23 protein-coding genes are annotated in these 23,674 nt (G+C 58.8%); 12 read left to right on the plus strand and 11 right to left on the minus strand.

Translation table 11 applies throughout. From position 1 onward, the window contains the following. Positions 1-62: 62 nt before the first annotated feature. Together mazG and ACZ89R_RS25930 are read left to right on the plus strand one after the other, a co-directional pair. Positions 63-896, plus strand: coding sequence for a nucleoside triphosphate pyrophosphohydrolase (mazG, locus tag ACZ89R_RS25925; protein WP_429547669.1), 834 nt, complete (start codon positions 63-65; stop codon positions 894-896). 28 nt (positions 897-924) lie between these two features. Next, positions 925-1,467 (plus strand): DUF2058 domain-containing protein, encoded by a 543-nt coding sequence (locus ACZ89R_RS25930; protein WP_429547668.1) that lies wholly within the window; start codon positions 925-927, stop codon positions 1,465-1,467. Between the two features lie 66 nt (positions 1,468-1,533). On the opposite strand, the gene ACZ89R_RS25935 is transcribed toward ACZ89R_RS25930, so the two are convergent. The 6 genes from ACZ89R_RS25935 to ACZ89R_RS25960 all read right to left on the minus strand — a co-directional run bounded on the left by ACZ89R_RS25935 (position 1,534) and on the right by ACZ89R_RS25960 (position 9,169). Continuing rightward, a complete protein-coding gene (locus ACZ89R_RS25935; RefSeq protein ID WP_008011665.1) occupies positions 1,534-1,722 on the minus strand; it encodes a hypothetical protein in 189 nt (62 codons plus the stop codon). Positions 1,723-2,221: 499 nt separating this feature from the next. Continuing rightward, the gene (fabB, locus tag ACZ89R_RS25940) at positions 2,222-3,439 is read right to left on the minus strand and encodes a beta-ketoacyl-ACP synthase I (protein ID WP_008074958.1); all 1,218 of its coding nucleotides are present in this window, start codon (positions 3,437-3,439) and stop codon (positions 2,222-2,224) included. Positions 3,440-3,450: 11 nt separating this feature from the next. Continuing rightward, the gene (gene fabA / locus ACZ89R_RS25945) at positions 3,451-3,966 is read right to left on the minus strand and encodes a 3-hydroxyacyl-[acyl-carrier-protein] dehydratase FabA (RefSeq protein WP_007899046.1); all 516 of its coding nucleotides are present in this window, start codon (positions 3,964-3,966) and stop codon (positions 3,451-3,453) included. A gap of 247 nt (positions 3,967-4,213) precedes the next feature. Beyond that, a complete protein-coding gene (locus ACZ89R_RS25950; protein WP_429547667.1) occupies positions 4,214-6,115 on the minus strand; it encodes an ATP-binding protein in 1,902 nt (633 codons plus the stop codon). Beyond that, positions 6,112-7,044: an ABC transporter substrate-binding protein gene (locus ACZ89R_RS25955; protein WP_429547666.1), complete on the minus strand. Its 933-nt coding sequence runs from the start codon at positions 7,042-7,044 to the stop codon at positions 6,112-6,114. Before ACZ89R_RS25955 ends, ACZ89R_RS25950 begins: the two co-directional genes overlap by 4 nt. Position 7,045: 1 nt before the next feature. Next, positions 7,046-9,169, minus strand: a complete 2,124-nt coding sequence (locus ACZ89R_RS25960) for a TonB-dependent receptor plug domain-containing protein (protein ID WP_429547665.1) — start codon at positions 9,167-9,169, stop codon at positions 7,046-7,048. 196 nt (positions 9,170-9,365) lie between these two features. On the opposite strand from ACZ89R_RS25960, the gene ACZ89R_RS25965 reads away from it, so the two are divergent. From ACZ89R_RS25965 to ACZ89R_RS26010, 10 genes are all read left to right on the plus strand, one after another. Continuing rightward, positions 9,366-10,391: an NAD(P)H-dependent glycerol-3-phosphate dehydrogenase gene (locus ACZ89R_RS25965; protein WP_123495919.1), complete on the plus strand. Its 1,026-nt coding sequence runs from the start codon at positions 9,366-9,368 to the stop codon at positions 10,389-10,391. A 30-nt stretch (positions 10,392-10,421) separates the two neighbouring features. Continuing rightward, positions 10,422-10,769: a DUF4389 domain-containing protein gene (locus tag ACZ89R_RS25970; protein WP_008011673.1), complete on the plus strand. Its 348-nt coding sequence runs from the start codon at positions 10,422-10,424 to the stop codon at positions 10,767-10,769. Then, positions 10,766-11,218: a phosphohistidine phosphatase SixA gene (gene sixA / locus ACZ89R_RS25975; protein WP_429547664.1), complete on the plus strand. Its 453-nt coding sequence runs from the start codon at positions 10,766-10,768 to the stop codon at positions 11,216-11,218. Before ACZ89R_RS25970 ends, sixA begins: the two co-directional genes overlap by 4 nt. Positions 11,219-11,372: 154 nt before the next feature. Further along, a complete protein-coding gene (locus tag ACZ89R_RS25980; RefSeq protein ID WP_429547663.1) occupies positions 11,373-13,040 on the plus strand; it encodes an AMP-binding protein in 1,668 nt (555 codons plus the stop codon). Positions 13,041-13,072: 32 nt separating this feature from the next. Next, positions 13,073-13,516 (plus strand): hotdog fold thioesterase, encoded by a 444-nt coding sequence (locus tag ACZ89R_RS25985; protein ID WP_192345657.1) that lies wholly within the window; start codon positions 13,073-13,075, stop codon positions 13,514-13,516. A 206-nt stretch (positions 13,517-13,722) separates the two neighbouring features. Further along, on the plus strand, positions 13,723-14,529 hold the full coding sequence (locus tag ACZ89R_RS25990; RefSeq protein WP_429547662.1) for an alpha/beta fold hydrolase: 807 nt from the start codon (positions 13,723-13,725) through the stop codon (positions 14,527-14,529). Then, complete coding sequence (locus ACZ89R_RS25995) at positions 14,526-15,380, plus strand: alpha/beta hydrolase (RefSeq protein ID WP_123495929.1); 855 nt, start codon at positions 14,526-14,528, stop codon at positions 15,378-15,380. The genes ACZ89R_RS25990 and ACZ89R_RS25995 overlap by 4 nt, the downstream gene beginning before the upstream one ends. Positions 15,381-15,430: 50 nt before the next feature. Next, positions 15,431-16,090 (plus strand): glutathione S-transferase family protein, encoded by a 660-nt coding sequence (locus ACZ89R_RS26000; RefSeq protein WP_192345660.1) that lies wholly within the window; start codon positions 15,431-15,433, stop codon positions 16,088-16,090. Positions 16,091-16,098: 8 nt separating this feature from the next. After that, entirely contained in the window at positions 16,099-16,905 is an 807-nt protein-coding gene (locus ACZ89R_RS26005) for a DUF4892 domain-containing protein (protein ID WP_429547661.1), read from the plus strand. Between the two features lie 81 nt (positions 16,906-16,986). Further along, a complete protein-coding gene (locus ACZ89R_RS26010; RefSeq protein WP_429547660.1) occupies positions 16,987-18,042 on the plus strand; it encodes an AI-2E family transporter in 1,056 nt (351 codons plus the stop codon). Positions 18,043-18,153: 111 nt separating this feature from the next. On the opposite strand, the gene ptuB is transcribed toward ACZ89R_RS26010, so the two are convergent. The 5 genes from ptuB to ACZ89R_RS26035 all read right to left on the minus strand — a co-directional run bounded on the left by ptuB (position 18,154) and on the right by ACZ89R_RS26035 (position 23,669). After that, positions 18,154-18,804 carry a retron Ec78 anti-phage system effector HNH endonuclease PtuB gene (gene ptuB, locus ACZ89R_RS26015; RefSeq protein ID WP_429547659.1) on the minus strand — a complete coding sequence of 217 codons (651 nt, stop codon included), beginning with the start codon at positions 18,802-18,804 and terminating at the stop codon, positions 18,154-18,156. Between the two features lie 18 nt (positions 18,805-18,822). Continuing rightward, entirely contained in the window at positions 18,823-20,226 is a 1,404-nt protein-coding gene (locus tag ACZ89R_RS26020) for an AAA family ATPase (RefSeq protein WP_429547658.1), read from the minus strand. Between the two features lie 125 nt (positions 20,227-20,351). After that, positions 20,352-22,292, minus strand: coding sequence for a cyclic di-GMP receptor LapD (gene lapD / locus ACZ89R_RS26025; RefSeq protein WP_429547657.1), 1,941 nt, complete (start codon positions 22,290-22,292; stop codon positions 20,352-20,354). Between the two features lie 22 nt (positions 22,293-22,314). Further along, a complete protein-coding gene (lapG, locus tag ACZ89R_RS26030; RefSeq protein WP_429547656.1) occupies positions 22,315-23,022 on the minus strand; it encodes a cysteine protease LapG in 708 nt (235 codons plus the stop codon). Positions 23,023-23,273: 251 nt separating this feature from the next. Further along, entirely contained in the window at positions 23,274-23,669 is a 396-nt protein-coding gene (locus ACZ89R_RS26035) for a YbaN family protein (protein ID WP_429547655.1), read from the minus strand. Positions 23,670-23,674 lie beyond the last annotated feature (5 nt).

A 23,674-nucleotide genomic window follows, 5' to 3' on the forward strand; every position in this document is an offset into this window, starting at 1 on the left:
CTGCCTTCGGCAGCTCCTACAGGGATTTGATTTGTCAGATACACCGTTGAACGAGATGACAGATGTATTCACTTGAAGACTTGCTGCACCTGATGAACCGTCTGCGCGACCCGCAATACGGCTGCCCGTGGGACATCAAGCAAACCTACGCGACCATCGTCCCGCATACCCTGGAAGAAGCCTACGAAGTCGCCGATGCGATCGAGCGCGGGGACTTCGATCATTTACAGGGTGAGTTGGGCGACTTGTTGTTCCAGGTGGTTTATTACAGCCAGCTGGCCCGGGAAGAAGGGCGTTTCGAGTTCGATGGCGTAGTCGACAGCATCACGCGCAAACTGATCCGCCGTCATCCTCACGTGTTTCCTACCGGTGATTTGTATGCACCGCTGGACATCCCGCGCCTGAATGAAGAGCAGGTCAAGCAACGCTGGGAAGAGATCAAGGCTGAAGAGCGCGCCGAGAAGTCTTCGGCGCCGCAGCAGTTGTCCTTGCTCGACGATGTGCCTGCTGCGTTGCCGGCGCTGTCCCGTTCGGCAAAACTGCAGAAGCGCGCAGGGCAGGTCGGTTTCGACTGGCCGGACGCCTTGCCGGTACTCGACAAGGTGCGCGAAGAGCTCGATGAAGTGCTCGAAGCCATGGCCGACAATGACTCGGCAGCGATTGCCGATGAAGTCGGCGACCTGCTGTTTTCCGTGGTCAATCTGGCGCGACACCTCAAGGTCGATCCGGAAACCGCACTGCGCAGCGCGAACTCAAAGTTTGAAAGACGCTTCCGATTTATCGAACAGGCATTGCGCGACACCCACCGTCCCATAGAAGATTGCACCCTCGAAGAGTTGGACGCCTTGTGGGGCGAAGCCAAACGTCAGGAAAAGAATTTGCCCAGCTGCGGTTGAGCAGTTGCCTAAGTGAGAAATAAGCACCATGAGCCTATCCCTTCGCGACCAGTTGCTCAAAGCAGGGCTGGTCAACCAAAAGCAGGCCAAACAGGTCGGCAAAGAGAAGCAGAAGCAGCAACGTCTGGCCCACAAAGGTCAGATTGAACTCGATGACTCCCAGCAGCGTGCCGCTCAGGAAGCCATGGCCGAGAAGGTCAAGCGCGACCAGGAGCTGAACCGTCAGCAGCAGGAGAAAGCCGAAACGAAGGCCCGCGCCGCCCAGGTCAAGCAATTGATCGAAGTCTCGCGCCTGCCCAGGTTGACCACCGAGGACTACTACAACTTCGTCGACGACAAGAAGGTCAAGCGCATCTCCGTCAACACGCTGATGCGCAATAAGCTCAGCAGCGGTTCGCTGGCGATCGTGCATCATGCTGGCGGTTACGAAGTGATCCCTCGTGAAGCGGCCCTGAAGATTCAGGAGCGCGATCCACAGCGCATCGTGCAGCTGAATGTGAAGACAGAAGAAGTCAGCGCCGAAGACGATCCATACGCGGCCTATCAGATTCCTGACGATCTGATGTGGTAAGCCGTTAGAGACTGCAACAACGACAAACCCCGCTCATGGCGGGGTTTGTCGTTTTCAATGCGGTCATTATGCAGAACGCGCTTCGCGCTGCTGTTCCAGTGTTTCAAGTTCGGCCTTGTATTTGTGGGCTTCGGTCTCGGAATGAAACATCCCGACCAACAGGTCTTGTTGATGTACATCCCAGATGCGGATACCGGCGGCGATGCCTTCATGGGACATATGTGAATCGTCGCGTTCAGTTACTTTTACAGTCATCTGCTAGCTCCAATCTCTGTTATCTGCAGCAAGGTGTGTGCAGGCCTCCGTTATATGTTTTGTTAGCTGGCTAAGTAAACGGCAGAGTTCGGCAACCCATTCTTGCAGAATCGGCAAAAGTCCTGCAGCCCGCGAAATACGCGACATTCAGTCGCAGGCCATTGAGTTTCATGACAAATGTTTCATGTTCACAAGGCAGAAAACCGCGTTTTTTGTTGATCGCTGTAATCTTTGTGGGAGCGGGCTTGCTCGCGAAAGCGGTGTGTCAGGCAAGATGTGTCGGATGACACTGCCTCTTCGCGAGCAAGCCCGCTCCCACAAGGATCGTGATGTTTCCCCCATGTTTCAGGCGCAAAAAAAACGCCCCGAACCAGTCGGGGCGTTTTTGTGTGGGGCTCTATCAGGTTTATGCGAAACCTGTAGGAGCTGGCGAAGCCTGCGATCTTTTCAGCGTCTTAACGGGCGCTAAAGATCAAAAGATCGCAGCCTGCGGCAGCTCCTACGCCTGCCAGCGCTTCAGTACCAGCGTGGCATTGGTGCCACCGAAGCCGAAGCTGTTGCTCATTACGGTGTTGATGGTGGCGTCTTCGCGAGTCTTGGTCAGGATTGGCATGTCTGCCACTTCCGGGTCCAGTTCGTCGATGTTGGCGGAACCCGCCATGAAGTTGCCTTCCATCATCAGCAGGCAGTAGATCGCTTCGTGAACGCCGGCGGCGCCCAGGGAGTGACCCGACAAGCTCTTGGTGGAGCTGATGGCTGGAGCCTTGTCGCCGAACACTTCACGCACACCTTTCATTTCCATGACGTCGCCGACCGGAGTCGAGGTGCCGTGGGTGTTCAGGTAGTCGATCGGAGTGTCGACGGTGGCCATGGCCATCTGCATGCAGCGGATGGCGCCTTCGCCGCTTGGGGCGACCATGTCGTAGCCGTCGGAGGTCGCGCCGTAGCCAACGATTTCCGCGTAGATCTTCGCGCCGCGGGCCAGAGCGTGTTCCAGCTCTTCGACCACGACCATGCCGCCACCGCCGGCGATGACGAAACCGTCACGCTTGGCGTCGTAGGCACGGGAAGCTTTTTCCGGGGTCTCGTTGTACTGGCTGGACAGGGCGCCCATGGCGTCGAACAGGAACGATTGGCTCCAGTGTTCTTCTTCACCGCCGCCGGCGAACACGATGTCCTGCTTGCCCAACTGGATCTGCTCCACAGCGTTACCGATGCAGTGAGCACTGGTGGCGCACGCGGAGGAGATCGAGTAATTCACACCCTTGATCTTGAACGGCGTCGCCAGGCAAGCCGAAACGGTGCTGCCCATGGTCCGCGTGACTCGGTACGGGCCTACGCGTTTGACGCCTTTTTCGCGCAGGATGTCCAGCGCTTCCATCTGGTTCAAGGTCGACGCGCCACCGGAACCGGCGATCAGGCCGGTACGCACGTTGGAAACCTGCTCTTCGGTCAGGCCGGAGTCTGCGATGGCATCTTTCATGGCCAGGTAGGCGTAAGCCGCCGCATGGCCGACGAAGCGATAGATCTTGCGATCGATCAGCTCTTCGAGGGGAAGGTCAATGGAGCCGGAAACCTGGCTACGCAGACCCATTTCAGCATATTCCGGGTTGAACCGGATGCCAGGGCGGCTTGCACGCAGGTTAGCGGAGACGGTCTCTTTGTCATTGCCCAGGCACGAAACGATGCCCAGACCAGTGATAACGACGCGGCGCATGCGAATAACCCTTAGAAGTTGTCAGTGGAGGTGAAAACGCCGACCCGAAGGCCTTCGGCGGTGTAGATTTCGCGGCCGTCAACGGTCACCGAACCATCGGCGATAGCCATGTTCAGCTTGCCCTTCAGGACACGTTTGATATGGATGTTATAGGTGACTTTCTTGGCGGTCGGCAGTACTTGGCCAAAGAATTTCACTTCGCCGGAACCCAGGGCGCGACCGCGGCCCGGCAGACCTTGCCAGCCGAGGAAGAAGCCAACCAGTTGCCACATGGCGTCGAGACCCAGGCAGCCCGGCATCACCGGATCACCTTCGAAGTGGCAGGCGAAAAACCACAGGTCCGGAGTGATATCCAGCTCGGCGACCAATTCACCTTTGCCGTACTTGCCACCCTCTTCGCTGATATGGGTGATGCGATCGACCATCAGCATGTTCGGGGCGGGCAATTGCGCGTTACCTGGGCCGAACAGCTCACCACGACTGCAGCGCAGCAGGTCTTCCCGAGTAAAGGCGTTTTGTTTGGTCATGCAAGCTCCTCAATAGTCCATGCGGCAGGGTGGGGCGAATCTTCCCGGCCGATCGAAGCGTTCATGCCTCGAGTCAGCAGCCTACTCATAGACTATTGCGTTGTGGTGAAAGTCACAGCACCAAGGACATGAATGTACACTTGTGCACTGAAATTATTATTCAAGCCCCTTTTCGGGCCTGTTCGGGTGCCTAAGACTGCCGCACTTTCGTCGTTCACGCCAGTCGCAGATAGCCGAATGGCCTGTTCTACTGCACCCATCGCTGCAGAATTTGCTGCAGATCAGTGCGTTTGAAGGGCTTGGCCAGGTAATCGTTCATTCCCGCTGATAAACAGGCTTCGCGGTCGCCCTGCAAGGCATTGGCCGTCAGGGCGATGATCGGCACGTCAGCACAGCCGGGCAATCGACGAATCTGTCGGGTGGCCTCGTAGCCGTCGATGACCGGCAATCGGCAGTCCATCAGAATTGCTTCGAAAGTCAGACTCTTGGCACTGCGCACTGCCTGTGCACCATCGGTGACGACGCTGACAGTAAAGCCCAGACTGCGCAACATTGCTTCGACAACGGTGCGGTTGACCGGGTTGTCCTCCACCAGCAGCACATTGCGACCTTCGCCGTGGTCATCGCCGGTATGCCCTCGCGGGGTTAGCACCGGTAGTGGCTGCTTATACAGCGCCAAAGGGATTTCCAGGGTGAACACCGAGCCAACGCCTTCTTCGCTCTGCGCGCGCAAGGTGCCACCCATCCGCTCAGCCAGGGTGCGGGCAATCGGCAGCCCCAGCCCGGTTCCGCCGTAACGTCTTGAAATAGAACTGTCGGCCTGCTGGAACGCGTTGAACATCAACTCCAGGCTAGCGGGCGGAATGCCGATTCCGCTGTCGCGTACGGTGCAGGTGAACCACAGCAGTTCATGATCCAGGGACTGCCACTGCGGTTCGATCGTGACGCGGCCCCGTTCGGTGAACTTCAGCGCGTTGCCGACCAGATTGACCAGAATCTGCCGGATTCGCGTTGGATCGCCCTGAACCTGAAGGGCGCGCATGTCTTCGGGGATCCGCAGTTGCATGTCTAGCCCGCGTTGCACCGCGCTGTGCTGGAACGACTGGGCGCAGCTGCTGATCAGGTCTGCGAGGTTAAACGGAATATGTTCCAGCTCCAGTTCCGAGCGCTCGATGCGCGAGAAATCGAGAATGTCGTTGATCACTTTGAGCAGGTGTTCGGTGGATTCCGAGGCCAGCGCCGCGTACTCGATCTGCTCCTCGGTCATCTCGGTGGTTTCCAGCAGTTGCAGCATGCCCAGCACGCCATTCATCGGCGTGCGCAACTCGTGACTCATCATCGCCAGGAAATCGGATTTGGCGTTGTTGGCCTTTTCCGCTTCTTCGCGGGTCTGGATCAATTGCGCCATGGCCTGATGCTGTTCGCGACTGGCTTGCTCAAGGCCCTGGGCAAGGTTGTTGATGTGTTGCGACAGGGCGCCCAGTTCGGTGTCGTCGACAATCGGCAGGGGCGTTTTGTAGTCGCCTTCCTGGATCGCCTTGACCGCATTGCCGATGTCGTGGATCGGTTGAGACAGGCTGCTGGCCAGGCGCCGAGCCAGCAGAAATGTAAACAGCAGAGCGAACAAGGCCAGGATCCCGGCCTTGAAGAGGATTTCCTGCTGGCGCTGGTTGAACGCGTCATTGGACAGGCCGACGATCACCCGGCCCAGATAATCCTCGCCCGGTGCACTGGCAACGGTACGACTGTTTTGGAAAAAGTCATTGTTGAGCGCGATGCGTTGCAGGCGCACCGGCGCCTGGAACACTTCGACTTGATGCGAGCGGTTGTGCGCTTCCGACGGTTGCTCGACATACACCAGAATCCGGTTGGCGCTGTCCTGTACTTCCAGAAAGCGTACGTTGGGCGTGGCCAGGGTTGCCTTGAGCAAACTTTCGAGCACCTCGTTGTTGCCTGAAATCACCCCGTATTCGGTGGCCGGCGCCAGTTGATTGGCGATCAGCTGACCGGTGTGATTGAGTTCCTGACGCAGGTCCTGGATTCGCACGAAGGTAAAAAAACTGATCAGCAGCAAGGTCAGCAACAGGGCCGGGCCGAGGCTGATGATCTGGGTGCGGGTATTGATGTCCCAACCGCGACGGAAGGTCATGGGCGGCGTTCTCCTTCGGCCAGCTGTGTTGCGACAGAGGCTTCATTCATCGGTTCAATACTCAGTGAACGAGCCACTTGCGGGTTGCTTAAGACCTTGAAGTGTTGCGGATAAAGTGCGCGTGGCCAGGTGCTCGAGGGGCGGTCGAGCAGTTCGTCGAGAATCTTCAGCCAATCGTTCTGGTCGCTGTAAGTACTGGCCAGGCTACCGGCCCTGACAAAGGCTGCGTTGGGACCGATCAACGCCAGTTGCCGGGCATAGCTGCTGAGCAGCAAGTTTTTCACGGTTTTCGGGTTGTACAGATCAGGGTCGTCCAGGCCCAACAGCACGTCACTGTTTTTCAGCAGGGCCTGTAAGGGGCGGCTGTCATGGGTGTTATCCCAACGCTCGGTGACCACTTCAAGGCCCAGGGGCAGGGCAGCCTGACGCAGTTCTTTCAAAAGGAATTCGCTGTGGCTGTCGAAAAGCACACCGACCCGGCGGGCCTCAGGCAGGAGCAGTCGGGTCAGGCGCAACTGTCGCTCCAGCGGCGGATCGCTCCAGAGCAGGCTCAGGTGCGATGGCAGGACATTGCCCAAGCGTTGATGGGCTTGCAAACGACTGATGCGCAACACCAGCGTCGCCGGGCCTTGGGCGTCTTGCAAGCGCCAGTCGAGGCTGGGCAAGTCGAGTAGAACCAGGCGGATGCCGACGGGCAGTTGGCTTGGCGCCGGCAGGCTGGCGACAGGCTGGAAGCGCACATTGTCGGTGGGGCGCAACTCGCTGAGGGCTTGAACGAAAGACTGCACGCCGGGATTGTCCTCGGCGCCAGTCAGCAGAATGTCGGCGGCCCGTGCCGGCAGATTGCACAGCAGCCCGATAAACACCAGGCACAACCCCGCCAGCAGGCGGCCAAGGGTTGGCGTCTTCGGTGGCGGGCGATGTTGCATCTTAGAACTCCAGCTCCGCGCTGAAGTAGAGCACCCGGCGATCGTCGTAGTTGTTGTCGACGAAGGTGGTGGGCTGATTGTCGAGGCGTTGCTGGAGGACCCCGGCCAGCTCCAGATTGGCTTTGCCCAAACCGATGCGTTTGGCGATGCGGGTGTCGACCCGTTCGAAGCGATAGCCATTGAGGGCGTCGGCACCATAGTAGAAGAGCGCGCTGTTCCAGCCCAGGCCCCAGTTGCGAAGCCAACCGGCGGAGCCGCTGTTGCGCGCAGTCTGTTGTGCATCCAGCGGGTTGCTGGCCTCGGCATCGACGTAGGCATAGGTCAGGCGCAGACGATCGGTGCTGCTGACGCGCCAATCCAGTTGGGTTTCAGTCCCGCTGAAGCGCGAGCTGTTCGAGTTGCTGGCGATGTATTGGTTGTTGCGCAGCGGTTCGCTGATCATGCCGGTGATTTCGTCGTAGAACAGCTTCACATCGACCGCCAGCCCCCACTCTGCGAAGTAGCCGTTGTAACCCAATTCCCGGGAGCGCATGCGTTCCTGTTCGAGGTCGCCCGGGCCACGGGTCTTGACGAAATAACGGGCGCTGGACTGGCCGTAGGCACTGGGTTTCAGGTTGGTGACCTGGTAGCTCCAGTTGACGTTGTTCTCGAACATGTCCGGCGAACGGATGGCTTCCGAATACACCGCGCGCAAGCCGTGGCGCGGGTTGATCAGGTAATTGACCGCCACCCGCGGGGTCAGCGAGTTGCCGGTCAAGTGCGTGTCTTCGTACATCGCACCGCCCTGCAACAACCAGTGTTCGGTGGCGCGCCACTCGAGTTGGCCGAACGCCCGCCAGGTGGTGTCGTCGAGCGTGCCATTGAAGTAGGTCTCGGAGTTGGCCCGGTCGTAACGATAGTTCATGCCGCTGACCAGCCGCAGACTGTCGGACAGGCTGAGCGTGTCTTGCAGCTCGAGGTCGTAGCGCGATTCCCTGGCGCTCTGGTCAATGTCGCCGCAGAGAGTTTGCCGGGCGCCGTTTTGCCATTGCCTCAGTACCTGATTGCCCAGCGCACGTTCAGCCGCAGTTCCTGCCGGTGCGCCCGAAGCGGTGTAGCGGTCCATGTTGCGCGCCAGACGTTCGGTGTAATTGGGATTGAGCTGCCAAAGTTGGGTCAGTTCCGGGCTGAACGAGACCTCGGCATCACAGGCACGCCAGGTTTGCTGGCGGTCCCAGTGTTGCGCGGAGCCTTGAATATAAAGGCTGTGATCGGGATTGATGTCCAGATTCCAGCGCAGCGAGCCAGCATAATCCTTGGCGATGACGTCGGAATTGTTCCCCGCGGCGGTAATCCCTGAGAACACCGGACGGTAGGTATAGGGCCGCTGGTTGGTCCCGTCCTTGGCATTCAGTTGCCAGTCGATGCTCTGGTTGTCATTGAGCGTCTGGCTGACGGCGAGGCTGAAGCGGTTCAAGCGACGGCTGTCGCGGTAATTGGCGCCGGTGCGATCCGAGTCGAAGCCGTCATCTTGTTGGCCGGACAACGACAGACGCAAGTCGCCGCTGTCCCAACCCATGCCCTGGCTGGCGTAGAAATCATTGATACCGCGCTGGCCACGGGTGACTTTCAGCCGCGTGCCGTGGCTGTCGGCCGGTTTACGGGTGATGATATTGACCACCGCCATCAGCGCGTTGGCGCCGTAGCTGACGGTGTTCGGGCCACGGAAAACCTCGATGCGCTCGATGTCTTCCATGGCCACCGGAATATCACTCCAGTCCACCGTGGCCAGGCCGGCGCGGTACACCGAGCGGCCGTCGATCAACACCTGCATGCGCCGCGCTTCGCTGGCATTGGTGCCGTGATAGTTCACCGCCGCCTGATTGCCGTTGATATTACCGACCATCATCCCCGGCACCAGCCGCAGCAGCTCGCTGATGTCCCGCGCGCCGCTGGCATTGATCAGTTCACTGTCGATCACCGTCATGCTTCCTGGCACGGCCGCAGGCGATTGCTTCAGGCGCGTCGCGGTCAGCACTTGCGGCAGCGGATCATTGTCGAGGAACAGATCGTCGGCCAGCAATGGCGAGCTGAAGATCAGCGCCAATACCAGCGGCGAGCGAGCACGGGGAAAGCCAAAAGACACGGCACGGCCTTGATAGCGGTTAGTTGGCGCGCATGTTAACCGAGCGCAAAGACTTTTCCAGTCACGTTATGGGCATTTTCCTCGGTTTTCTTGGTCTTCTTCCTACAAGTGTCGGTAATTGATGCTGGGGCTGGCCGCAACCGGGCCGCTCCGTATAATGCCGGCATCGCCACTGGTATGGATTAACGGATTGCATATGACTGAACAGCGCCCAATTGCGGTCCTGGGAGGCGGAAGTTTTGGTACCGCCGTGGCTAATCTGTTGGCCGAGAATGGGCATCAGGTCCGGCTTTGGATGCGCGACCCGGAACAGGCCGAGGCCATTCGGGTCAATCGTGAGAACCCGCGTTACCTCAAAGGCATCAAGATTCTTCCGGCAGTGGAAGCGGTCACAGACCTGCAAGCCACCCTGGAGGCCTGCGACCTGTGCTTCGTCGCGCTGCCGTCCAGCGCGCTGCGCTCGGTGCTGGTCCCTCACGCCGAACGTTTGAGCGGCAAACTGCTGGTGAGCCTGACCAAAGGCATCGAAGCCCATACGTTCAAGCTGATGAGCGAGATCCTTGAAGAAATCGCCCCGCAAGCGCGCATCGGCGTGCTGTCGGGCCCGAATCTGGCCCGTGAAATCGCCGAACACGCGCTGACCGCCACTGTGGTCGCCAGCGAAGACGAAGCGCTTTGCCAACGGGTCCAGGAAGCGCTGCACGGCAAGACCTTTCGTGTGTACGCCAGCGCCGACCGCTATGGCGTGGAGTTGGGCGGGGCGTTGAAAAACGTTTACGCGATCATCGCCGGCATGGCGGTGGCGTTGGGCATGGGTGAAAACACCAAGAGCATGCTGATCACCCGGGCATTGGCGGAAATGACCCGCTTCGCGGTGAATCAGGGTGCCAACCCGATGACGTTCCTTGGGCTGGCGGGCGTGGGCGACTTGATCGTGACGTGCTCGTCGCCCAAAAGCCGGAATTATCAGGTCGGGTTTGCCCTCGGCCAGGGTTTGAGCCTTGAGGATGCGGTGACGCGTCTTGGCGAAGTCGCCGAAGGCGTGAACACCCTGAAGGTACTCAAGGCCAAGGCGCAGGAAGCCGGCGTGTATATGCCGCTGGTCGCCGGATTGCATGCCATCCTCTTCGAAGGGCGCACGCTGGAGCAGGTCATCGGTCTACTGATGCGTGCCGAGCCTAAAACCGACGTCGATTTTATCTCCACCAGCGGTTTCAACTAAATACCCCATCTACAGGGCAGGGAGCGAAACATGAATGATCCGAAGGTAGAAGCCAAGTACGAATCCATCCTGTTGCGGGTGCTGTGGATGATTGTCTATGTGCTGGTCTGGCAAGTGGCGCAATTGATCCTCGGTGCGGTGGTGTTTGTGCAGCTGATCTATCGTTTGATTTATGGCGCCCCGAGCGCCAGCTTGATGAATTTCGGCGACAGTCTGAGCCAGTTTCTGGCGCAGATCGGTCGTTTCGGCAGCTTTCACAGCGACCAGAAGCCCTGGCCGTTCGCCGATTGGCCGACGCCGCGTACACCGGAAGGTGAAGCTCCGCACGTTGTGGCGCCAGCACCGCACCCGGCCCGAGATGAGGAACCGAAGCTATGAAACTCTGGGTATTGCGTCATGGTGAAGCCGAACCTCACGGTACTCGCCCCGACTCCGAGCGGAAATTGACCGCCCATGGCCGTGAAGAGGTGTTGCGTGCTGCCGCCTATTTGATGGGCAAGCCACTCACCGCCATTTATGCCAGTCCTTATCAGCGAGCGCAGGAGACGGCAGAAATTGTGCGTGCGGCGCTCAATTTCGCACCGGAGATCCGCACCGTCGACTGGCTGACCCCGGATACCGATCCGGACAAGGTGGCGGAGCAGCTCGTATCGGTGAGTGAAGTCCTGTTGGTCAGTCACAATCCGCTGGTGGGCAACTTGCTGAGCTATCTGCAGCACGGTGCCGGCCATCCATCGGAAAAAGTCAGCACCGCCGGCCTGGCCGAGCTTGAGAACAATGAACTGCTGATCGGGTCGATGAAGCTCAACGGCATCAAGCACCCTTAACGTCAAAAGATCGCAGCCTGCGGCAGCGCCCACAGGCGCGTAGGAGCTGCCGAAGGCTGCGATCTTTTGATCTTGCTTTACCTCAAATAATTTAACCAAGCACTTGCTTGGTTGACTACGCTTGCTCCAGACAAAAAATAAAGGAGCAAGTCGCATGTCTGCTGCTTCCCGTTTGCCATTGGACGCCTTCTACGAGCGTGAAGCCCGTCATCCCCGCCAACGCTTTCTGGTGCAGCCGACGGGGGGCGGTCAGGTCGAGACGCTGACCTGGGCCGACGTCGGCCATCAGGCGCGCTGTGCCGCCCACTGGCTGCGGGCTCGCGAATTGCCGCAAGGCAGCCACATCGCACTGATCTCGAAAAACTGCGCCCACTGGATCATCGCCGACTTGGCGATCTGGATGGCCGGGCATGTCTCGGTGCCGCTGTATCCCAATCTGACCGCCGATTCCGTGGCCCAAGTGCTCGATCATTCCGAAGCAGCACTGGTGTTCATTGGCAAGCTGGATGACTGGCCGGGCATGTCCGCCGGGGTCAGGTCCGATCTGCCAACCATCAGCCTGCCGCTGTGCCCGGCCGGCACCTTCGATTTCAGCTGGACCGATCTGCAGCGCAGTTCGCCGATTCAGGACGACCCAAAACCCGCCGCCGATCAGCTGGCGACCATCATTTACACCTCTGGCACCACGGGCCAACCCAAAGGCGTGATGCACAATTTCGGCAACTTGGGCTTTGCCACCACTCGTGGCACTCAGTTGTTCGGCTTGAATGAGTCGGATCGTCTGCTGTCCTACCTGCCGCTGTGCCATGTCGCCGAACGGATGTTTGTCGAGTTGGCGTCGATTTATACCGGGCAAACGGTATTTTTTGCCGAGAGCCTCGATACCTTTCTCACTGATCTAAAACGTGCCCGGCCGACCGCGCTGTTCGGCGTGCCGCGAATCTGGACCAAATTCCAGATGGGCGTCTACAGCAAGATCCCGGCTAAACGCCTCGACTTCCTGCTCGATTTGCCCTTCATTGGCAAACGGGTAGGGCACAAAGTCCTTGCCGGGCTGGGGCTGGACGCCTTGCGCATCGCCTTGTCCGGTGCGGCGCCCGTGCCGCAGACCTTGCTGCTCTGGTATCGAAAACTGGGGCTGGATGTGCTGGAGGTGTACGGCATGACCGAAAGCTGCGGTTATTCCCACATCGGCCAGCCGGGTCAGAACAAATCTGGCTGGATCGGCAAGCCATGCCCGGAAGTCGAAGTGCGCATCGAACCGTCTGGCGAAGTTCTGGTGCGCAGCGGCGCGACCATGCTCGGCTATTTCAAGGAACCTGGGAAAACCGCCGAAGCCATCACTGAGGACGGTTACCTGCGCACCGGCGACAAGGGCGAGGAAGACGCCGAAGGCAACCTGCGCCTGACCGGGCGCCTGAAGGAAATTTTCAAAACCAGCAAAGGCAAATACGTCGCCCCCGCACCGATTGAAAATCGCCTGGCGGTGCATGCGCGGATCGAACAGGTGTGTGTGGTTGGCGATGGGCTGAGCGCACCGCTGGGGTTGTGCGTGTTGTCGGCGGTCGGTCAGCAGGACGCGAAGGGATCGACCCGGGCGGGCTTGCATTCAAGCCTGGAAAAATTGCTGGAGGAAGTCAACGGCGTCCTCGACAAGCATGAGCGCTTGCGTCGATTGGTGGTGGTCAAGGACAGTTGGGCGGTGGAAAACGGCTTCCTGACACCGACCCTGAAGATCAAGCGCAACATGATCGAAGCGGCTTACGGTGCGCGCTTTGAAGAATGGAGCGAGCGTAGTGAGGCGGTGCTATGGCAGGATTGAGCCACGAACAACTCCAGCAAAGGAACGTAACGATGAGTCTGTGGCGCACCATTCCCAACGTCGAGCAGTTGAACGCAATCGGGAAAAATACCATCAGCGAAGTGCTGGATATTCGCTTTGAAGCCTTCGATGACGAGTCCCTGACTGCCAGTATGGTCATCGACCATCGCACGCATCAGCCCTTTGGTTTGCTGCACGGCGGCGCCTCGGTGGTGTTGGCCGAAACCGTCGGCTCGATGGCCAGTTACCTGTGCATCGACGCCAGCAAGTTTTATTGCGTGGGCCTGGAAATCAACGCCAACCATTTGCGCGGCCTGCGCAGTGGGCGAGTGACGGCGGTGGCCAAGGCGATTCACATCGGGCGCACGACGCATGTCTGGGATATTCGCCTGACCAGCGATGAGGGCAAGGCCAGTTGCGTATCGCGGCTGACCATGGCGGTGGTGCCATTGGGTGAGAACCCGCCGGCGCGTTGAAGCAGCAAGATCAAAAGATCGCAGCCTTCGGCAACTCCTACACTGGATGGCGTACACCCTGTAGGAGCTGGCGAAGCCTGCGATCTATTGATCTTTTAATTTTGGCGGCGACATCTCCTACCACCATTCCTGGCAGTTATGGTCATTGCTGCAGGACTCCGTCTTACGGACAATCAACCCCCGTTCTCGCTCATGGATTTGCAGGTATGTCGCAACAGATATTTTTCGCCCACGCCAATGGCTTTCCTTCGGGGACCTACGGCAAGTTGTTCGCGGCGCTGGCGCCCGAGTATCAGGTGACGCATCTGGAGCAGCACGCCCATGACCCGCGTTTTCCGGCGGACGACAACTGGAACAATCTGGTGGACGAACTGATTCATCACCTCAAGCAGCAACCGGAACCGGTCTGGGGCGTCGGTCACTCCTTTGGCGGCGTCCTGCACCTGCACGCAGCCTTGCGTTGCCCCGAGCTGTATCGCGGCGTGGTGATGCTCGATTCGCCGGTGCTGACCCGCACCGATCAATGGGTGATCCGTGCCGCCAAGCGCTTCGGTTTCATCGATCGCCTGACCCCCGCCGGCCGTACGTTGGGACGACGGGAAGAGTTTGCCGATCTGGACGCAGCCCGATTGTATTTCGCCGGTAAAACCCTGTTTCGTGGCTTCGATCCGGAATGCTTCGAGGCCTATCTTCAACATGGTTTGCACACTGTCGGCGGCAAGCTGCGGCTGCGTTTTGACCCGGCCACGGAAATCAGCATCTACCGCGGTGTGCCCCACACCAGCCCCGGCCGTGCACGGCAGTTGAAGGTGCCACTGGCGGTGGTTCGCGGGCACAAGAGCCGCGTGGTGATGCGTCATCACGCCCGTTCCGTCGGGCGCATGCCCCTGGGTGAGTCCTTGACCATGCCCGGTGGCCATATGTTTCCCCTCGAACGTCCACAAGACACGGCCACGCTGCTGAAGAATCTGTTCAGTCGCTGGGAAGGTCGCCGCCAACAGGATTGCGCATGAACAGCGTCGTCGAAGAAGTTCGCCTGAGCCTGCCGCATATCGAATTGGCGGCGCACCTGTTCGGTCCCGAGGACGGCTTGCCGGTGATCGCCTTGCACGGCTGGCTGGACAACGCCAACAGCTTTGCCCGGCTGGCGCCCAAGCTCAAAGGCTTGCGCATCATCGCGCTGGACATGGCCGGGCATGGTCACTCGGGGCATCGGCCGAACGGCGCCGGTTATGCGTTGTGGGACTACGCTCACGATGTGCTGCAAGTGGCCGAGCAATTGGGATGGAAGCGTTTTGCGCTGCTGGGGCATTCCCTGGGGGCGATCGTCTCGCTGGTGCTGGCCGGGTCGTTGCCGGAGCGGGTCACGCATCTGGCCTTGATCGATGGCGTCATTCCTCCTACAGACAAAGGCGAAAACGCCGCCGAGCGCATGGGCATGGCCCTGCAAGCCCAGCTGGATCTGCGGGAAAAACGCAAGCCGGTCTACAACACCCTCGACCGCGCCATCGAAGCACGAATGAAAGGCTTGGTGGCGGTCAGTCGCGAAGCCGCCGAACTGCTGGCCCAGCGCGGCTTGATGCCGGTGCCGGGCGGTTATACCTGGCGCACCGATAACCGCCTGACCCTGCCATCGCCGCTACGTCTGACCACGGAACAGGCGATGGCCTTCGTCCAGCGTGTCGGTTGTCCCGCACACCTGGTGGTTGCAGCTGACGGAATGCTCGCCAAACATCCAGAGTTGCTGGAGCGTCTACCCTTTAGCCGGGAACAGTTGCCTGGCGGCCATCATTTGCACCTGAATGACGAATCCGGTGCAGACCTTGTCGCAGACTGTTTCAATCGGTTCTTCGCCATTCCTTGACTTGCGTCGGGCAACTGTCGAGGCTGGGCGGGTTGAAATGGGAGACAACCATGATAGATCTGTACACCGCTGCGACCCCGAATGGCCACAAGGTCTCTATCGTGCTCGAGGAACTCGGCCTGCCCTACACGGTGCATGCCTTGAGTTTCGACAAAAAGGAACAGAAGTCCCCGGACTTTCTCAAGATCAATCCCAATGGGCGGATTCCGGCGATTGTCGACCGAGCCAATGGCGATTTCGCCGTGTTCGAGTCCGGTGCGATCCTGATTTACCTCGCTGAGATGACCGGCAAACTGCTGCCCCAGGACCCGAAAGGGCGCTCGGTGGTGCTGCAGTGGCTGATGTTCCAGATGGGCGGAATCGGTCCGATGCAGGGTCAGGCCAATGTGTTTTTCCGCTATTTTCCGGAAAAGCTCCAGGGCGCCATCGACCGCTATCAACATGAAACCCGGCGCTTGTATGAGGTGCTCGACACGCGTTTGCAAGCCGTAGAGTTTCTGGCGGGTGAGTACAGCATTGCCGACATCGCGACTTTTCCGTGGGTACGTGGCCATGAATGGTCCGGTGTCGCGGTGGATGGCTTGTCAGCCTTGCAGCGCTGGATGGCGACCATGGACGCACGCCCTGCGGTACAACGCGGTCTACTGGTGCCCGAGCGCATCGATGACGACAGTGTCATCAAGGGTGCCCAGGCCATGCTGATTCGATGAGTCTATCCATGCGTTCTCTCAGTCTTCTGGCGCTGTGTTGTTTCAGTCCTCTGTTGTTTGCCGCTGATATCCCTGGCAGTCAGGACTTACCGATCGTGCCGCGTATAGCCGATGCGCAGATCGTCGACTATCGCCCGGCTGTCGAGCTTGAGCGGATCTACCCGCTGGGTTCTATCCGCAAGATCAGTGGCCAGCTGCGCTTTGACGGCCAAGTCACCGCCCGGGGTCAAACTACCTCGGTGACTTACGAGTTGCCACCGGAGCATTCCTCGACCGATGCCTTCACCACCGCTCGCGAAGCCTTGCAGAAACAGGGCGCCGAGTTGCTGTTCTGGTGCCAGGCCCGGGATTGTGGCGAAAGCAGCCTGTGGGCCAATGAAGTCTTCGGCAACGCCAAGCTGTATGGAGCCGATAATCAGCAGGCTTATCTACTGCTGCGTCTGGCGGCCCCTCAAGACAACACACTGGTTGCGCTTTACAGCATCACTCGCGGCAATCGCAAAGCCTATCTGCACGTCGAGCAGTTCGACGCTGCTGCGCCATTGGGCGATTTGGTGCCCACTTCCGCGACCTTGCTGCGACAGCTAAAAAGCACTGGAAAACTCGATTTCCCCAAACTCGGCGGCGACCCGGACGAAACCTGGCTGCGTCTGATTTCCCGAGGCCTGAACCTGGACACCACACTGCGCGTTAATGTTTCGGGGCCCAATGCCGAAACCTGGCGTCAGGCGCTGATCGGCCAGGGCGTACGGGCGGCACGGATGGAAACCGGCAACGTCGAAGGCTCTGGTCTGCACTTCGAGCTGTTGCGATAAGCTTCATTCAGCGAGCGCGTGCCGAGCGTTCGCCTACTCTTTGTTGACTGATTTTTTCGGCTGACTTTTTCAGGATCTTACATGCTCAATAACGATCGGCTGTTGGTGCAAATTCTGCTCCTGGTGCTGTTTGGCGCGAGCTTTTGGGTGATGGCGCCGTTCTGGTCGGCGCTGTTCTGGGGCGCGGTGCTGGCGTTTGCCAGTTGGCCGCTGATGCGTTTGTTGACCCGTTGGCTCAATGGCCGTGAATCCCTGGCGGCGCTGCTACTGACACTCGGCTGGATGGTGCTGGTGGCGGTGCCGTTGGTGTGGCTGGGATTCAATCTGGCGGATCATGTGCGCGATGCCACGGCGCTCATCAAGGATATACAGGTCGATGGCCTGCCTGAGGCGCCGACCTGGCTGGGCGGTATTCCCTTGGTCGGCGAGCGGTTGGTGGGTATCTGGAACAGCATCGATCAGCAAGGCGCGGCGATGATGCTGGCGATCAAGCCTTATCTGGGGCAGGTCGGTAACTGGTTGCTGGCGCGCAGTGCGCAGATTGGCGGCGGGATTCTCGAGCTGACGCTGAGTATTGTGTTCGTGTTCTTTTTCTACCGCGACGGGCCACGGTTGGCGGTGTTTGTTCATGGGCTGCTGGAGCGGCTGATCGGTGACCGTGCCAGCTATTACATCGAACTGGTGGCGGGTACCGTGCAGCGAGTGGTCAATGGGGTGATCGGCACCGCGGCGGCTCAGGCTATTCTGGCGTTGATCGGCTTCCTGATTGCCGGTGTACCCGGGGCGTTGGTGCTGGGGATCGTGACCTTCCTGCTCAGCCTGATTCCGATGGGGCCGCCGTTGGTATGGATTCCAGCCACGGCGTGGTTGGCCTGGAAAGGGGAGTACGGGATGGCGGTGTTCCTTGGCTGTTGGGGGACGTTCATTATCAGCGGGGTCGACAACGTACTTAAGCCGTACCTGATCAGCCGGGGCGGGAATTTGCCATTGGTGATTGTGCTGCTCGGGGTGTTTGGCGGGTTGATCGCGTTTGGATTTATCGGCTTGTTCATCGGCCCGACATTGCTGGCCGTGGCTTACAGCCTGCTGACCGATTGGAGCAAGAGTCAGGTTCGGGTCGAGGATCGTCGGCCCTGAGCGGCTGTGTTTCAGGATGTCAGCTTGACAGCAGAACCGTTTTGCAAGCCCGCTGAGTCTGTAAAGGTCGGTGTATTTTTGCCCTGATTACGGATTCGGCAAGTTTGTCGGTCAAAGGCTCATCGATAACGTATGTCGAATCGTCGTTGCAAAGGGCAGTTGGGCGGTTTCCAGAATTTCCTCTTCAAGAAATTGCTGAAAGCCCTCGCTGTCCGGGTTCTCCAGAAACAGTTGTTGAAGTACTTCGGCTGTATCACGGTAGCGGCGCGCAGCTTCTCGCCTCATTTCACGAAGCGCACCGTTTTCAGCATCCAGATTGAAGATGCGTAAAGTTTCGATTGCTCTATGGCGCAACCGGGCATCTAGATCTGCACGTGGTGTAATTGTTCCGTCGCTGACGAAAATGAAATAGTCGTCAGGGTTGTCTTCATCGGGCTTTATCAGGACGGAGTGATCGTAGAGATGACACCGGTCCTTGAAATTCCCACACGATTCCTCCCGTTTACATGAACCAAACAGATTGCTCCAATCGAAAGTACCTTGGCGATATCTTTGTCGCTGTCGAAAGTGCTCGATGTGCGCATTGGTGTGTTTGCTGATATCGGCTTCGCAGTAGGCGCAACGAGTATCTTGCATGGCTCGCAGATGCTCCCAGATCTGCTCACGCTCCGGCGGCGTCGGCGACTCCAGCGACCACTTATGCAATCCATGGCTGTAGCGGGTAAGACAGCGTGGTCCTTCACCCCGAACAAGCTTACGCATGTACTTGACTCCCTTTTCTTACTGCTTTGTCAGCTGTTTACGTTTGAATATTTCCAGTCTGATCAGCCGTTGGCAGTCAAGCATGTTGGGATGTTGAGTGCCAAAATGTTCATCCAGGTACTCTCGGAGAGCCAGACCCTCTGCTGACTCGTGAAGTTCCTGCTGGATAAGCGCCATATATTCACTCAGTTTTTGAGCCGGTTCATTGTCCGGCGTTGGATCGATATCCATGACGTACGCGAGCACCTGCGAACTGGCTACGCCCTGAGTCTGTTGATCCACATTACTTACGGTGACCCTACGCCCTTCATCGTCAGTCACGGTTTGTAGAACTCGGATACAGCGTGCTGGTACTGAAGTAATTACCTGCGGACTGTGTGTCGTCACAATGAATTGGATACACGGGAAAGCCCCGAGCAGATCAGGTATGACGGTTTGCTGCCACGACGGATGAAGGTGCATGTCGACCTCGTCAATCAACACGACCCCAGTACTTTTACGAGGGGCGAGGATACCCAAGTGAGGATTGAGTTTGACGCAGCGGTAGGCAATGTCGGCAGCCAGGGCGACAATATTGCGAATCCCGTCGCTGAGTTGGCTGACTTTCAGGACTCCATGAACTGGATGCTCTAGCACCAGATCGGCGAACTCACTGCTGTAGGCCAGATCTCGCCATCCTGTTTGAGTTGCCAGGACAGCATTCACTGCGTTCTGCACCGCTAGAACCGGATGGGCGAACTCATCCTTCACGTCAATGCTGAGCTTTCCACGCTCAATATTACGAATTTGTTCTTCACGATAGCTGCGGAAAATTCGTGTGTACCATTTGGCAAAGTGTTTATAGCTGGAGGCCGGGTCAAGGCAATCGCGATAGCCATAGGTCCTCGAAAACTCAGCGTTTTCGGCCTTTTCAAAAGCGGCCGTCAGTTTTTTCTGACTCCAGAGCCGTCCGGTGCCGTAGTAAGCAAGAACAGGTAAGTCGAACGGTTTCAGTTGCCCGGAAACCGCTCTGTCAAAGATCTGTACTTCAAGTACTTCGGCTGTGGCTTCTAGCCTGGTGGCGTCGGCATCCCCCCGGGTTTGTGTACCTTTTCGGATGCTTTCCCGGCGACGTGACCACTGCCACTTCTTTTCCAGAAATAAAGCATGGGCGGTCAGGCGAGAGGGGAGAGAAGGTTCCATCTGATGCGCTTTGACGGGGCGCAAAAAAACATCGTCTGGGTGTATGCCAGTGATGTCATTAGTGGTACTACCGAGGTCAAACCCACGGAGGTAGGGCCACAATGCAACTTTGATGGCATCCAGCAAGCTGGTCTTGCCTTGGCCGTTTCGGGCAACCAACAAAGTCAGTTGCTCATCGATCTCGAGAGTGAGTGTGGGGAAGCAGCGATAGTTTTCCAGCTCCAGCCTGATCAGTTTCACAGACTTTCCTCCATGTAGACCGATGCCAGGCTGCGGCAGAGGTGATGTTTCCGGGGAACATATATGGCGCGGATTCTACTGTGAATGAAAACAGGTGAACACCTTGTACATAGGGCGTTGCAAAACTACATCGGTTCCGGCGGCCCGATCAATCTACCCATCACCCCAAACAACCCCAGCTCCCGAATCACCTCCAGTTCGCCCTGCGTTTCCACCATCTCGGCAATCAACGGCAAATCAATGCTGTTGGTCGCCCGGAAAATCGCCTCGATGAACAGGCGCTTGTCAGTCTGTTCATCGATACCCCGTATGTAGGCTCCGTCGATTTTCAGGTAAGCCAGCCCCAGTTGCGTCAGGTTGCCGATCTGGCTGAAGCTGCCGCCGAAATGCTGCAACCCGATGCGGTAACCGGTGTTGAGCAGGCTGTGGCTCAGGCGTTGCAGTTCTTCGGGGGGCGGCAGTTGGCGTTCGTCGATTTCCAGGATCAGCAGCGGCGCGAGTTCTGGCAGTGATTCGAGCAGGTCGAGGATATGTTGCAGCTGCGCCTGATCGCGCAGGGTACTGCCGGACAGACTCAGCGCAAGGGGCCAACGGTTGGCGGCCAGGTATTCGAGGGTTGTTTCGAGCATCGCCAGATCGAATCGCGCCGACCAGCCAAGGCGTTCGATCCACGGCAGGAAATGCCCGGCGGCAATCGCCTCGCCCTGCGGATCGAGCAGGCGAGCGAGGACTTTGTGGTGCAGCACCTGGCTGGTGTCGGCGCACTGCACCACCGGTTGGAAATACAACTGCATCTTGCCCTCGGTCAGTGCCTCGTCGATCCAGCTGCGCCAATCGTGTTGGGAATGGTTCGGCGCGGTATCGGCGTGGGCCTGGTATACCCAGGGGCGCTCGGGATGTTGCCGGGCCTGGGTCAGCGCCTGATCGAGGCGTAGCAGCACCTCACTCGCCGGTTCGCCGGGGTGATAGGCGACCACGCCCAGGTGCGCCACCGGCATACAGTCGCTGGCGCCGGTAAGACGCAGGTTTTCCAGGGTGGCGCTGATTTCGCTGGCCACGCGTGCAGCATCCTTGCTGTCCAGGCCAGGGGTCAACAAGCTGAATTCGCCGCCGCGATTGCGTGCCGCGAGCCAGGTTCGACGCTCCGGCGGTTGCGTCAGGCGCTTGAGCAATTCGCCGACGGCACTGATCAGGGCATCGGTGCGCTGGCCGCCCAAGCGTTGGTTGAGGCCGATCAGGTCATTGATCCGCAGCATCAGCAAATGACCGTCGCGGCTTTGCTCGGAAACCAGTAATTGGTCGGCCAATTGTTCATCCAGCAAGCGCCGGTTCGCCAGGCCTGTCAGGGTGTCCTGATAAGATTCGGCTCGCAGATTTTCACTGCGCGCGGCCTCCTCGGCGAACAGCGCCTTGAGCTTTTCGACCATCTGATTCATGGCCAGCATTACGCGTTTGAGTTCCGGCGTGCGTGGCAGTTTCGGCAAACTGCGGAATTCGCGTTTGCTGATGGCTTCTGCCTGTTTGACCATGTTGTCGAGCGGGCGCAGTTGCCGGCGCAACAACCAGCCACCGAACACGGCGCTGAGCAGTCCGCAAATCAGTAGCCAGATCAGGCTGCCGAGGGTGCTGTCCCAGAGTTTGGCCAAGGCGAATTGCGGATTGCTCAACACTTCGACTCGCGCCGCCTGCTGCCAGCCACGGGTGATCAGTGCGTCACCACCTTGCGGGCGCAGATTGACCACGCTCACAAACCACTGCGGAACGCCTTCTATTTGCGCGGGTGCGCTGCGTTCCACCAGCACCTGTTCATTTTCGATGTCGATGACCCGGATGCTGCTGAAATAACCACTGTCGAAAATCGAGCTGACCATCAATTCGATCATCGCCGGGTCGTCGATCTGTGCCGTCAATGACAGGCCCAGCGCCGTGGCGGCATCCTGGGCATGGGAGCGTAACTGGCTAAGCACCTGCTCACGAGAGCTCTCCAGGCTGACAAAAAAACTGCCGCTGAAAGCCACCAGCAAGAACAGGCAAATGGCCAGGAACAACTGTTTGCGCAGTGACATAAAACGCTCCTTGCTGTAGCGGCTAGCCTTCGCCCACGGTGAACCCTTCGATTTGCATCTTTTGCAGCACGTCTTGCCAGCGCGACAGTTTTTTCGAGTCGCTGCTGCGTTTGCCGCCATGGGCTCCCGGCAAGTACAGACCTTCGGCGTTGAAGGCATACACCGGCAGCAGGTCTTTGCGTTGGGACGCGGGGCGGATCTCGCCGATCAGGTTATCCAGCACCAGCGGATCGGCTGTGGGGCTGCCGTAGAAGGTCAACACCATGTGCGCCTGATTCTGGTTCAGGGCCTTGACGTAGGTGATGCGCAGTTTCTCGCTGGGAATTCCGAGGTGACGCAGGCTGAAATATTTCGCCAGGGCGTAGTCTTCACAGTCACCAGCGGCTTTGATCAAGGATTCCACCGGCGTGGCCCAGTAATCAGTCTGACGCCAAATGCGCATGTCATCCTGAAAATTCAGTTGTTGATTGAAGAAGCGATTAACCGCGTTCAGTTGTTCGCGCTCAGGCTGGTTCAGTTCGCTTTGCAGCAATTGACTCCAGGCCTCGATCCGCCCCCGAGCCGGGCCAAGGGGGCCGTAGCGTTTTTCAGCCGTTTGCAGAATCTGCGCAAAATCCCGGTCGGCCCGGACACTGCCCAACCCGACCAGCAGAAAACTCATCAGCAGCAGCCATCCGCCGAACCGAAGTCGGAGCGTTGACCATCCTGGGCTACGCGGACTGCGGGACATGTCTGGCTGCTCGAGTGCAGATGTCTGAAGTCTAGGCGTTGATTTGGGCGGGGTAGGGCAGGTCGTCGGACGAAAGGACGTCAGCAGTTTGCTTATTGTGGCGAGGGAGCTTGCTCCCGCTCGGCTGCGCAGCAGTCGTAAAACTAGCTCATGCGGTGTGTCAGAAAAAATTGGGTCGCAGGGTTTGGGGTCGCTTCGCAACCCAGCGGGAGCAAGCCCCCTCGCCACAGAAGTCCTTCATTGCAGAAGGATCAGGGTCTATGCAGGGTTTTCTGCTTGAGGATATAAACCGTCACCAGCACTGCACTGGTCAGCATGAACCCGCGCGCCCAAGGCAGGGGCACCAGGTAGCAGGAAAGCAGGATGCTCGCCCACATCAAGCCGATGGCGTAGACCTTGCCCTTGAGGGGAATGCCATTGCCGCTCAGGTAGTCGCGGACCCACGGCCCAAGCCGTGGATGTTCCACCAGCCACTGATAGAAACGCGGCGAGCTGCGGGCGAAACAGGCGGCCGCCAGCAACAGGAACGGTGTGGTGGGCAGCACCGGCAGGAAAATCCCGATCACCCCCAACGCTACGCTCAGCCAGCCGATGGCCAGCAGCACGTAGCGCAACATCAGGGGGCGGTTGCCTATGGGGTTGTCCATAGGCA

This window comes from Pseudomonas sp. TE3728 (genome assembly GCF_056279145.1).